The sequence below is a fragment of the Mesorhizobium prunaredense genome (assembly GCF_900156895.1).
Lineage (GTDB): Bacteria > Pseudomonadota > Alphaproteobacteria > Rhizobiales > Rhizobiaceae > Mesorhizobium > Mesorhizobium prunaredense.
Map to the genome: position 1 here is coordinate 214,896 of NZ_FTPD01000017.1, position 11,887 is coordinate 226,782.

Consider the following 11,887-nt stretch of genomic DNA (forward strand, 5'->3'; position numbering starts at 1 on the left):
TGCTCCAACTGCTTGATGATCATATGCAGATTGGCGATCCGCTCTTCAGCGTGTCGTTGAGTGTCGCCATTCGGACGATTTCGGCCTTTAGTTCCGCCGTTTCGTCCCGGAGCTCAGACTTCTCCGCCGCTATGGCGACGAGCATCGCCTTCAGCGTGTCGACATCATCAGGATGGACCGAAGCGGTGCTCGCCATGTCACCGACAGAAGCATATTTTGCCCGGTTTGGGCCGGCTTTCCGCCTCCCGAGTCACTTCGGCACGGGGTATCCGGTAGAGGTCGGGCGTCGCCTCCGCTCGGCCCCGACACGGGTCCAATCCATGCTGCGCCGGCAGGATCACGCTGACCGCAACGCCCGGATCGTCTCGACCAGAAGGGTCGGCGCAACATCGCGATCCACGCGGATCGTCGCGTGCCCAAGCTCCAGGCCGGCCTTCAGGAGGCTTGATAAGCGCTCGACGAACTTGCGGTCGCGCCAGTCTGCACTGACTCCCTCGAAGCCCGCCTGAGCAATTTTCTCGATGTTCTGCTCAAGCGTAAGCTCAGGATGTTGGGCGCTGCGAAGCTCCATAGCCCACAGCGATTGAAAAATCAGAAGATCTTGCATGTTCTTGCCTTGCCTGAATCAGTTCCCGCAGGTCAGAAGCTGCCCGGACCGCCTCCGGGGTGGGCGAAATGCCTCGTTGGAGCATGACGGAGCCTATGCGCACAGCCTTGGCCACGAGGCCGATGGGACCGTAACCGGAAACCGCGGCAAGCATTCCCGGAGCATCATAGTGAAAGGCAACCAGCGCCCCCATGCCGAGCGGCCGAAGGGCAATCGTTTGATCCGGTGAGGGCAGTCCCGCAGCCTGGACTACTTTGTCGAATTGATCCGACCACATCCACGGCACCGTCTGGTAGGCCGTTTTGATGCCCAGCATGTTCTTGGCGACAATATCTCCTTGATCTTCGGCGTTTTTCCAGCACTCCAGGCGGAGCGGACGCTCCATGCCTGCGCGACGTATGCAACTTGCGTCGCCAGCCGCGAAGATCGACGGGTCAGTGGTACGCAAATACTCGTCCACGACCACCCCGTTGTCCACCTCTAGGCCGCTTGCCTCTGCTAGGGCCGTTTCCGGCGTCACGCCGATTGCAATCAGGAGCACGTCACAGGCTATATTTTCGCCGGATGCTGAAGATGGAAATTACCGAGCTTTTAACTCCGGTTCGCGACAATGACATTGAGACATCGGTTATATCCAGCGAAAATATATAAGTTTTATTGGAGGAGAATATTCGCAAAGCTGCAACAGTAGCGTGCAGTTGAAGCGGAGATATTATTATTCAAAGTGCGTGGTCGGCTCAGTAGAGGGGGTTGCGGCCGATATTTGATTAATCCAATTACGAACGCCTGCGGGCTTTGGCCACGGCCCTTCGGCGTTGCCGCTCTGGCCTGCCGCTTGAGTTCTATTCGGCATAAGAGGCCGCGAGCGCGATAAAGCGGGTCGCCGAGCTGCTCAACGAGATTGAGAGAGGCAAGGGGTTCCTCGACCGCTATTCGGCCGAGCTTTCCGGCTGCCAGCCAGAAACAGCGCGTCTTGCATTGCTCGTTCGCTCGCCGCCCAACCGAAGCTGATCACCTGCGACGAGGTGACGTCGGTGCTCGACCCGCTGGTTGCTCGCAGCGTCCTCAAGCTGCTGCTCGATCTGCCGAAAATCGAGAACGTGACCTGCCTCTTCATTAGTTTCGCGACGGTGAACTCGATCGTTGATTCATCGCGGTGAGCGGCGAGCGTGGTGCGCTACGGCTCTAATAGCAAAGTGCTGACGCCACGCTTCGACGCCTATACCGACCTGGTGGTGTCCTCAGTGCCCGAAATGGAGCTCGGCGAGCTGGAAAGGAACGGTAGGGCTGACTTATGGAGAGTGCAGGGAGATGAGCGCACTGATGCGTGGCCCGGACAGAGCGCGATATCGACGGTAGTGCTGTGCGGGTTGGCGCCGTGGCCTTTTAATCGAACCGTTTCGATCACCTGTGAGGCCTGGGCGATTGGGTCGAGCGTCTCCTCGCTTGTGGAAGCAGATTTGTGCGATGAGGGAGCCGTCGGGCGCCCAGCCGTCGGCTTGGGGCTTCGACCATTTCGTCGTTGCCTTCCCAGCAGAAAGTCGTCCTGATTGCCGTCGCCGGCGCCAAAGATCTCCCCGGTGACGCAGCCGAAGGCGGGTCGGAGACTATCGCGACCTGAGGGAGCCCGCTTGATCCAGTTCGCAACCAACAGCTCCGCCCGCGGCTGGCGAGGCTCATGCCTGCACCGCCAGCAGGTTGGGGCAAGCGGACCAGACTCTAGGCGCCAGGTCCAGGGTGAAGGCAAACTTGACCGTTCGCGGATCGGAGCACTCAAGCAGCCTGATCAGCTTCACTTCGCTAGCGTTCGTTCCTTACCATAACCAAAGTCGCGGTTATGCGTGCGCAGCAGAAGAACGCCGATTTGCTGCGTTGCAAGGCCAAATTTGAGTACGGTTGACGAATTCCCCGCCCTATCATTCAGTTTATAGAAGGCGCCAGAGCCGCATCGTTTGCGCTTCGGGCGCAGCTGAACAAAGGGAGGTATCCATGTCGCAGGAACTCGACCATCTCAGCCGTCACGTATGTCGCGGCGGGCTAAGCCGCCGTGAATTTCTCGGCCGTGCGGCCGCGCTGGGCGTCAGCGCCACCTTCGCCAATTCCCTTCTTGCCAGTGCTGCACTTGCCGAGGGGCCCGTTCGGGGAGGGATCATCAAAGGCGGTATTAATGGCGGTGAAGCCACCCAAAACCTTGATCCCGCCAATTTTGTGACGGCGATGGTCAACTTCGGCAAGTGTTGGGGCGAGTATCTTGTGGCGATGGGGCCTAACGGCACACTGGAACATCGCCTTGCCGAGGAGATCGGCTCTTCCAGCGACGCTAAGGTCTGGACCTTCAAGATTCGTCAGGACGTGGAATTCCACAACGGCAAGACTGTAACGGCGCAAGACGTTGTGGCGACACTGGAACGGCATTCCGACGAAAAATCGAAGTCGGGTGCGAAAGGGATCTTGCAGAACATCGAGGGCCTCAAGGCCGACGGCCGGAATGTCATTATTACTCTCAAGGAGCCGAACGTCGATCTGCCGTACCTGATGACGGACTTTCATCTCGTCATTCAGCCCAACGGAGGCAAGGATAATCCGGCCGAAGGCATAAGTGCCGGACCGTACAAAGTAACGGTCAACGAGCCCGGCAGACGGCACGGCGGCGAACGCTTCGCCAATTTCTGGCAGCCCGACAAAATGGGCTTCGCCGATCAGGTTGAGCTTTTTATCATCAACGATGACACCGCCCGCATCTCCGCGCTGCAGGGCGGCCAAGTTCACATCGTAAACATGGTTCAGCCCAAGATCGTCGATCTGGTCAAGCGTGTGCCCAACTTAAAAATCGAGACCACATCGGGGCCGGGCCATTATGTTTACGACATGTTTTGCGATACGGCGCCGTTCGACAACAGGGATTTGAGGATGGCCCTCAAGCTGGCCGTCGACCGCCAGGAAATGGTGGACAAGATCCTTCGGGGCTACGGTACTGTTGGTAACGACTTTCCAATCAACTCATCCTACCCGTTATTCCCTGACGACGTTGAACAGCGCCAGTTCGATCCGGACAAGGCCAAGTTCCACTACAAGAAGTCGGGTCACAGTGGACCGATCCTTTTGCGCACGTCGGACGTTGCCTTTCCGGGCGCCGTCGATGCGGCGCAGCTTTATCAGCAGAGCTGCACCAAGGCCGGCATCACCCTGGAGGTCAAGAAGGAGCCGAGCGATGGCTATTGGTCGCAAGTTTGGATGAAACAACCCTTCTGCAACACCTTCTGGTTGGGGCGTCCAACGCAGGACCAAATGTATTCCACCACTTATTTCTCGAAGGCGCCCTGGAATGAAACACACTTCTTCAATGAGAAGTTCGACAAACTTCTCAGCGAGGCGCGTGCCGAACTCGACCAGGACAAGCGCAAGAACCTCTATCGCGAGATGGCCCTCATTGTTCGGGATGAGGGCGGGGTGATCGTTCCGATGTTCAACCAATCCATTGACGCGACTTCGGACAAGATCGGCGGATATGGCGGCGGACGCAGCGAGCTGATGGACGGCTACGCGTTCGCTAAATGCTGGCTCAAGGCATGACCCCCATGGGTTGTCAGCTTGACATCGGTCGGCGTTAGGGCGGGGGTCGACCGGGTTTTGCTCTAATTGTCGGCCGCTTTCACCAGATGACCGGTCTGACGCCGCCCAGTTGCCAACAAGGGAGCTACTCATGCCGAATACCTTTTGGACCTGTCCTATCCCTTTCATTCGGCCACTAAGGTTCGACAATGGAATTTGACTACATCGTCGTAGGGTCCGGCAGTGCTGGATCGCCAGTTGCCGCGCGTTTAGTGGAGAAAGGCGCTCGCGTTCTACTGCTCGAAGCCGGTAAACGGGAGAAGCTCCGCATCACGCGAATCCCAGCATCGTCAGTGCACACTGTCGGCAATCAGCGCTATGACTGGGCGTATATTTCGGAGCCGGATCCAACGCGTCATGGGCTCCAAGAATTATGGCCGCGGGGCCGCGTGCCAGGCGGCTCGTCCGCTATTAATGGTATGATTTTCGTCAGAGGCGCCCAGACCGACTTTGACGCTTGGGAAGAGCTCGGCAATAACGGATGGGGCTGGAATTCCGTACTGCCTTACTTTCGCAAGATGGAAACGGCTGACAAATATACGGAAAATGACGCCTATCGAGGGGGTATGGGCCCACTGCGGGTTTCGACTGTGCGTTGGCGCGTTCCGGTTTCCCAAACGTTTATCGACAGCTTTGTGAATTTAGGCGTTCCACTAAACCCTGACTTAAACGGACCCTCGCATGAGGGAGTAGCTTGGAATCAAGGCTCCACGAAAAACGGCCTGCGCCATTCAGCTTTCGACGCATACATAGAGCCGCTGCAGAAGAATCCCAATTTAGTGGTCATGGACGACGCTGTGGCCAGCAGTCTGGTCATGGAAGCGAACCGTGCAAAGGGCGTCATTTTTACGCGGGGTGGCCAGGCCTTGCGAGCAAGCGCGCGGCGCGGCGTCGTGCTGTCTGCCGGTGCTCTTAATTCGCCTCAAATCCTCATGCTGTCAGGAATTGGCGATCCTAGCGAACTCGCGAGGCATGGCATAGAACCCGTTGTGGCCAGCCCGGAGGTCGGTCAAAACTTATTAGAGCATCCGTGCTTAACCGTCATCGCCGAGATGAATATCAAAACGGGAAATGCTTACGCATCTGGACTTGGACGAGTGAGAGCGTTCGCAGAATGGGCTTTTGCGAGGAAAGGCGTGCTTACTGAGTCCTTGGCACAGGTTATAGCCTTCCTCAAGTCTACTCCTGATCAGAAAGTGCCCGATCTTCAATTCCATCTTTTGCCCTTTGGCTTTTTCATGAAGAATGGGCGGCGGCACGTCCCTCGACGAAACCTCGTGACGATCTATGCCAATGTAAACCATGCGAAGAGCAAGGGCCACGTTGCACTTCGATCAAATAATCCCCGAGACCCTATAGCTATTTATCCACGCCTGCTCGACCACCCCGACGACCTAAAAGGCGTTCTGCTCGGCCTAGATTGGGTTAGGCGGCTGGCATCGACACCACCATTTGGTAGTCATGTCCTCCAACTTATTGACGTCCCGCCCCAAGAGGCCGGGATTGAGGCGGACGAAAGATATGTACGCGCCGCAACCGGGCCAGCTTACCACCCTGTTGGGACTTGTCGCATGGGTATCGATGACCGGGCCGTTGTGACGCCAGACCTACGAGTGAGGGGAACTGAAGGCTTATGGGTTGCCGATGCGTCGATATTCCCAACACATATCGCAGGTAACACCAACGCGACGTCTATCATGATCGGTGAGCGCGCAGCAGACCTAATCCAGCCCTAGCGAAGTGCGAGACGCGTCAGAGCCACTGAGCGATAAAAAATCGAATGAGCACTCCTGAGTAAGAGCGAGGCTGTCCAGATCCGGTCTGTATTCATATCGGAGTTGCGGAGTTTCGTTCCGGCCAAGGTGCAAAGATAATACTGAGCGAGATATGCAGCACGTACGACAACATTACATAGATGGAGACTGGGTCGACCCATTGGACCCAACTCTCCTGGACGTGATTGATCCTTCATCGGAGCAACTCATTACTCGCATCGCCGGTGGCGGCCCCAGGGACGTCGACCGCGCCGTGGCAGCTGCTCGCAAAGCTTTCCCTCTATTTTCTACAACCACGCCGCCACAACGACTGGAGTTGCTGCGGGCAGTCCTCTCAGAATATGAGAGGCGACGGGAAGACATCGCTGAGGTCCTTTCCACGGAAATAGGTGCGCCTTTCCAAATCGCTCGTAAGTGGCAATTGGCGTTGGCTGAACTCAGAAGTGTCATAGAGGTTCTGGAACACTATCAGTTCGAGGAATTGCAAGGGTCAACCAAGATTGTCCGAGAACCGATCGGAGTCGTAGGGTTGATCACGCCTTGGAATTGGCCGATCGGCCAGATAATAATGAAGGTTGCTCCGGCACTCGCTGCAGGATGCACAATGGTGCTTAAACCTTCCGAGGTGGCTCCTTTGAACGCGATCATCTGGTCCGAAATTATGCATTCTGCAGGGGTCCCCGCAGGCGTCTATAACATGGTCCAAGGGGAAGGCGCAGTTGTGGGCGAAGCGATGTCGGCCCATCCAGGAATAGATATGATGTCTTTTACCGGTTCCACCCGGGCTGGCATCCTCATTGCTCAGTCGGCCGCAAAAACCGTCAAGCGTGTAGCGCAGGAGCTTGGAGGAAAATCGGCGAATATCCTGTTGCCTGACGCGGATTTTGAAAGTGCCGTGACGAAGGGCGTGCTTGGGGTGATGCGCAATAGCGGCCAAGCTTGTAGCGCGCCCACCCGCATGTTGGTGCCAGCAGAACGCCACGAGGAGGTGAAGAGGATTGCCAAGTCGGTCGCAGAAGGGTTGATCGTTGGGGATGTACGCGACCCTAAAACGAATGTGGGACCGGTGGTCAGCAAGAGTCAATTCGACAATGTTCAGCGCTTTATACGGGCTGGGATCGACGAGGGAGCAGATCTCGTTACCGGCGGCCCCGGCAGACCGGAGCATCTCAACCGAGGCTATTTCGTCCGCCCGACAGTATTTGCTAATGTCCACAATGACATGATCATTGCGCGCGAAGAGATTTTCGGGCCGGTTCTGTCAATTCTGCCATACCGGAATGAGGAAGAGGCGATCGACCTCGCGAACGATACGATCTTTGGCTTGGCGGCATATGTTCAATCGTCCGACCTTGCCCGCGCCCGCAGTGTGGCAGCCCGTATGCGAGCCGGCACTGTGCATATCAACTACACAGCGCCCGACAGGGCCGCGCCATTCGGTGGCTATAAACAATCGGGGAATGGACGCGAAAATGGCAAGTGGGGCTTGGAGGAGTACCTCGAAGTGAAGGCGCTGCTCGGCTACGACGCCCCTTTGGCGTAATCCGCGTCGCGTGGATGCGGACGGCGCGTCTCGGCATTGAGTCCAGCGCCTCGATCACGGTGCTCCCAGTTTTGCCGCCAGATCTGAGCAATCTCCGGACGTTTGCGACCGCCATCAATGGCACGGCAGAACCGCAGGCGCCAGGGTCGTGACCCGGATGCTTGGTAAGCACGGTGGGTATTGGTAGGGAACTGCCGCGACCAGGCGCGCCTTAATAAACAACTATTGGTGAGGTGAGGTGCCGCTCGCCGGCGTCCTCGGCGCATAAGCCAGCGCGGTCTAGGCTAGCTGCTATGTACAAATGAGTAGTGACCGACGTGCCGCCAGTCGTGCGCCTTCGAAGGTTTCAGCGTTTGACATGGATCTCTCGCGGGAAGCTGGTCAGCGCCTCGCAGCCGTTCGTGGTGACGAGGATCGTTTCGCTCACTTCGATCCCCCAGCCATCCATCCACATGCCGAGGATCGAGTGAAGGACATTGCCCGGTTTCAGAATCGTCTTATCCCCCTGGCGCAGGCTGATCGTGTGCTCGCCCCAGTCAGGCGGATAGGCCGCGCCGATCGAATAGCCAATGCGGGATTCCTTCTTCAGGCCGTAGCGCTGGATGACCTGGCGCCAGCTCGCCTCGATGTCCTCCGCCAAGACACCGGGCCTGATCGTAGCCAGCACTGCCTCCATGCCTTCGAGCACGGCCTTACCGGTGTCGCCGACCTTGGCTGGCATTGCGCCCAGCTGAAGCGTCCGCGCCAGACCTGCGGCATAGCGACGAACGACGCCGGCCAGCTCGAGCGCGACGGTTTCGTTGTGGCCAAAGCGACGATCGCTCCACATGATATGCGGCGCCGATGCATTTTCGCCACCCAGTATGGTCGGCGGCAGGGCGGTGATGTCGCCGGCGAAATCCGGCGAGCCAGCTACCTGAGCGGCCTGGATTTTGGCGATGGCGTCGCACTCGCGCACACCTGGCGCTATCACCTCATAGGCCGCGGTGACCGCCGCCTCGGCAAGACGCGAGGCTTTGCGTAGATAGCCGATCTCGGCTTCCGATTTGACGCTGCGGATCCAGTTCACCAGAAGGTCAGCATCGTGAAAGATTGCGTTGGGCAGCCCAGCGGTCAGCCGGGCATGCGCCTTGGCGGAATAGTAGTAGGCTTCAAGCTCGATGCCGATATTGCGGCGCCCCCAGCCCTTCCTGTCGATCCATGCGGCAATCCAGTCCATCGGATGACGGTCGGCACGCTGGACATGATCTTCGGGAAAGCCGATGACGTTCTCGGGCTTCATCCAAGCCGTCAGCAACCCACCGGCGGCATCCATGGCGCGACCAATCCACACCGGCTCCTCGTCCGCGAGCGGGACCAGGACCATTTGCGGTGTGTAAAACGACCAGCCGTCATAGCCGGTGATGTAGTGCTGGTTGGCGACGTCGTTGACGATTAGAAGATCGAGGTTGCGGCGCGCCATTTCCGCCCGGATAGCGGAAAGCCTCCTCCGGTATTCGTCGGGGTGGAATGGTAATGGTATCATGTTGAGAAAATCCTCTTCTATCGCTCCCGGGTCGGCCCCAGAGCAAGCAGGAGTCGAGCCCGGTCTCGAACGTGACAATCGACACGAGCTCATCGACGTGAGCCCATCACCAACAACAGCGCCATAACTGATCTTCAGAGAACAACGCTCTGCTAGTGGCAGTTAGGCACTCTTTCGTAACTTAGCCTCCGATCGATTTTCCTGACTCTATTTTCCTCCGGCGCGATCGACCGCGTTGTTTTTCGTTGGTGGACTGGCAGTCGTGACTGATGCGGCGCGCAGCCGTAGGCGTCACGGTACGCTTTTGAGAAGTGCGATGCAGAGATAAAGCCGCAAGCCATCGCTATCTCCACGACCGGCAGGCGGGAACTGATGAGCAGCAGATGCGCCCGTTCCAGACGAAGATCCAAATAGTAGCGGCTTGGAGAACATCCCAGTTCCCGCCTAAACAGTCGCTCGATTTGACGTCGGGATAGGCCGGCTGATCCCACAAGTTCGTCTAATAGCAATGGCTCCGTGAGGTTTGCCTCCATCTCCTCGATTATCTTGATGACCGCCCGATGGTTTAGTTGCACTCGTGAATGGAGTGGCAAACGTTGGCGGTCACCCGCTGAACGGGTCCTACACGCGATGGCTTTTTCACAAATACGATTGACAACTATCGTCCCATGGTGACGGGCAACCAAATCTAGAAACATGTCGAAGGGAGCGTCTCCCCCGGCGCAGGTGTACAGGTCTCCATCCCGCTCAAAGGCGGTTTGAGTGGCGGACACACCTATAAAGCGCTCAGAGAATATAGGAAATTGTTCCCAGTGAACCGCGCAACGGCGCCCTTCTGCAACCCCGGCTCGAGCAAGCATAATCGTGCCGCTACCTATGCCTACGAGGCAACTGCGGTGGTTTCTACACTCTCGTAACCAGGCCTCAAGCTGTTTGTGCGAGCTAGGAGCGTTACGGCCGCCGACGACAACGACGGCCGGTGCTGAGATTGATCGACGAGTTCTTTCACGTTCGAACGACAGCGACGATTCAGCGCATACCAACAACCCGCAACTTGAGACCACAGGCTCCCCGTCGTCCGAAACGACTTGCCAGCTATACTCGTCCCGCCCCAATACTTCGTTGGCGAGCCTCAGCGCTTCTACTGCCGACGAGAACGCCTGGAGCGAAAAGGCCGGCAGGAGGTAAAAGCAAAAGTTTCGGCAGGTCGACTCCGAGTCTAGCATCCCGGGAGTTCCTTTTCTGCTAGCCTGATCTCTCGTTCGTGAAGCGGCCATGCGGGAGCCGAGGATTCTCCCGCTAAGTGTCCATTGATCTGCGCTAGCGTCGCCACCGGTGAACCGCTCAGTAGGCTGAACCTGCCTAAGGCAGACATTCAGGGCGTCTGGCCGCAAGTCGGCTGTCGCCCGCCTCAGACGCTAAGTCCTTCTCTCGTGAGCTCATCCGTAACGAAGCGAACTGCACTTTCTGCGATACCAACGATCTCTTCCACTTCAGCCTTTGTTGCCACCAAAGGAGGAGCGAAGCCCAGAATGTCACCATGCGGCATGGCTCGGACGATCAGGCCGCGGTCGCGTGCTGCCTTCGAAATGCGTGCACCGACCTTCAGCGACGGATCGAAACGTTTCTTTTTGCCGCGATCGGCAACGAATTCGATTGCAGCCATTAGACCGACGCCGCGCACTTCGCCGACGATCGGCAACTGCGCGAACTTCTCCTGCAGCTGCGCCTGGAAGAACGCGCCGACGTCACGCGCATTGCCGGGGAGGTTTTCTTTCTCGACAATATCGAGGACCGTGTTGGCCGCGGCAGCCCCGATCGGATGGCCTGAATATGTATATCCGTGCGAGAATGCCCCGACCTTGTCCGCCCCGTCCTCCAGGACCTTGTAGACTTTTTCTCCGACAATTGCCGCTGAAAGCGGGAAGTAGGCCGAGGTCAGACCTTTAGCGACCGTGATGAGGTCTGGCTCGATGCCATAGTGCTGCGAGCCGAACATGGAGCCAGTTCGACCAAAGCCGGTTATGACTTCATCTGCGATGAGCAGCACGTCGTGCTTCTTGAGCACGGCCTGGATTGCTTGCCAGTAACCCTCCGGCGGTGGCGTGATGCCGCCGGTGCCGAGCACCGGCTCGCCAATGAAGCCGCCCACATTGTCCGGGCCCAGCCGCTCGATCAACTCATCGAGTTCCTTGGCGCGTCGCGCTGAAAATTCGCGCTCGGACTCGCCTGGGGTGGCGCCCCAGTAGTGATGTGGAACACCCGTATGAACGATCTGCGGAAGTGGCAGGTCCATGTGATCGTGATAAAAGCTCATGCCGGTCATCGAACCGGACACGACGCTGCAGCCGTGATAGCCGCGTTCACGCGAGATGATCTTCTTCTTGTTCGGCTTGCCACGCAGATTGTTGTAGTACCAGACAAGCTTGGCCTGCGTCTCGTTCGCATCCGAGCCGGACATGCCGTAGAAGACCTTGCTCATCTTGCCCGGCGCCATCTTCACGAGGCGATCGGAAAGCATTGCGAGCTCGTCCGTCGTGTGGGCAGCGTAGGAATGATAGTAGGCCAGACGGAAAGCCTGGCGGGAAATCGCTTCGGCGACTTCGGTGCGGCCGTAACCGACATTGACGCAATAAAGGCCGGCGAATCCGTCGATCAGCTGGTTGCCATGCGCATCTTGAATGCGGATGCCTTTGCCTGTGTCAACGATGGTCGGCTCACCGAGCTTGCCGGTGGCAAAATCCTTGAGCTGTGTGAAAGGATGCAGGACAGCATTTCTATCCTTTTCGCTGATATCCTTGATGTTGATACTCATGGGTCTGTCC

The 11,887-nt window shown here is 57.8% G+C and carries 9 protein-coding genes and 1 pseudogene; 4 read left to right on the plus strand and 6 right to left on the minus strand.

Going from position 1 to position 11,887, the window contains the following annotated elements:
• Positions 1 to 19 precede the first annotated feature (19 nt).
• From BQ8794_RS35630 to BQ8794_RS15440, 3 genes are all read right to left on the minus strand, one after another.
• The gene (locus tag BQ8794_RS35630) at positions 20 to 196 is read right to left on the minus strand and encodes a hypothetical protein (protein ID WP_167378747.1); all 177 of its coding nucleotides are present in this window, start codon (positions 194 to 196) and stop codon (positions 20 to 22) included.
• A 141-nt stretch (positions 197 to 337) separates the two neighbouring features.
• Complete coding sequence (locus BQ8794_RS15435) at positions 338 to 571, minus strand: hypothetical protein (RefSeq protein WP_077379039.1); 234 nt, start codon at positions 569 to 571, stop codon at positions 338 to 340.
• Positions 543 to 1,160 (minus strand): FAD-dependent oxidoreductase, encoded by a 618-nt coding sequence (locus tag BQ8794_RS15440; RefSeq protein ID WP_280174594.1) that lies wholly within the window; start codon positions 1,158 to 1,160, stop codon positions 543 to 545. Before BQ8794_RS15440 ends, BQ8794_RS15435 begins: the two co-directional genes overlap by 29 nt.
• A 272-nt stretch (positions 1,161 to 1,432) precedes the next feature.
• On the opposite strand from BQ8794_RS15440, the pseudogene BQ8794_RS36520 reads away from it, so the two are divergent.
• From BQ8794_RS36520 to BQ8794_RS15455, 4 genes and pseudogenes are all read left to right on the plus strand, one after another.
• Positions 1,433 to 1,884 (plus strand): annotated as a pseudogene (locus BQ8794_RS36520) (ABC transporter); the annotation flags it as partial.
• A 712-nt stretch (positions 1,885 to 2,596) separates the two neighbouring features.
• Positions 2,597 to 4,180 (plus strand): ABC transporter substrate-binding protein, encoded by a 1,584-nt coding sequence (locus BQ8794_RS15445; RefSeq protein WP_077379044.1) that lies wholly within the window; start codon positions 2,597 to 2,599, stop codon positions 4,178 to 4,180.
• A 188-nt stretch (positions 4,181 to 4,368) separates the two neighbouring features.
• Complete coding sequence (locus tag BQ8794_RS15450; RefSeq protein ID WP_077379046.1) at positions 4,369 to 5,955, plus strand: GMC family oxidoreductase; 1,587 nt, start codon at positions 4,369 to 4,371, stop codon at positions 5,953 to 5,955.
• A 151-nt stretch (positions 5,956 to 6,106) separates the two neighbouring features.
• A complete protein-coding gene (locus BQ8794_RS15455) occupies positions 6,107 to 7,537 on the plus strand; it encodes an aldehyde dehydrogenase family protein (RefSeq protein WP_077379048.1) in 1,431 nt (476 codons plus the stop codon).
• Between the two features lie 346 nt (positions 7,538 to 7,883).
• Here BQ8794_RS15455 and BQ8794_RS15460 read toward each other — a convergent pair whose 3' ends face one another.
• The 3 genes from BQ8794_RS15460 to BQ8794_RS15470 form a co-directional block, all read right to left on the minus strand.
• On the minus strand, positions 7,884 to 9,062 hold the full coding sequence (locus BQ8794_RS15460; protein WP_077379050.1) for a M24 family metallopeptidase: 1,179 nt from the start codon (positions 9,060 to 9,062) through the stop codon (positions 7,884 to 7,886).
• A gap of 152 nt (positions 9,063 to 9,214) precedes the next feature.
• Positions 9,215 to 10,339, minus strand: coding sequence for a GlxA family transcriptional regulator (locus BQ8794_RS15465; RefSeq protein WP_077379052.1), 1,125 nt, complete (start codon positions 10,337 to 10,339; stop codon positions 9,215 to 9,217).
• 134 nt (positions 10,340 to 10,473) lie between these two features.
• Positions 10,474 to 11,877: an aspartate aminotransferase family protein gene (locus BQ8794_RS15470; protein WP_077379054.1), complete on the minus strand. Its 1,404-nt coding sequence runs from the start codon at positions 11,875 to 11,877 to the stop codon at positions 10,474 to 10,476.
• Between the last annotated feature and the right edge of the window lie 10 nt (positions 11,878 to 11,887).

Coding starts and splice junctions, on each gene's coding strand:
- BQ8794_RS35630 (WP_167378747.1), bottom strand. CDS start 196: ATGGCGAGCACCGCTTCGGTCCATCCTGATGATGTCGACACGCTGAAG.
- BQ8794_RS15435 (WP_077379039.1), bottom strand. CDS start 571: ATGGAGCTTCGCAGCGCCCAACATCCTGAGCTTACGCTTGAGCAGAAC.
- BQ8794_RS15445 (WP_077379044.1), top strand. CDS start 2,597: ATGTCGCAGGAACTCGACCATCTCAGCCGTCACGTATGTCGCGGCGGG.
- BQ8794_RS15450 (WP_077379046.1), top strand. CDS start 4,369: ATGGAATTTGACTACATCGTCGTAGGGTCCGGCAGTGCTGGATCGCCA.
- BQ8794_RS15455 (WP_077379048.1), top strand. CDS start 6,107: ATGCAGCACGTACGACAACATTACATAGATGGAGACTGGGTCGACCCA.
- BQ8794_RS15460 (WP_077379050.1), bottom strand. CDS start 9,062: ATGATACCATTACCATTCCACCCCGACGAATACCGGAGGAGGCTTTCC.
- BQ8794_RS15465 (WP_077379052.1), bottom strand. CDS start 10,339: ATGGCCGCTTCACGAACGAGAGATCAGGCTAGCAGAAAAGGAACTCCC.
- BQ8794_RS15470 (WP_077379054.1), bottom strand. CDS start 11,877: ATGAGTATCAACATCAAGGATATCAGCGAAAAGGATAGAAATGCTGTC.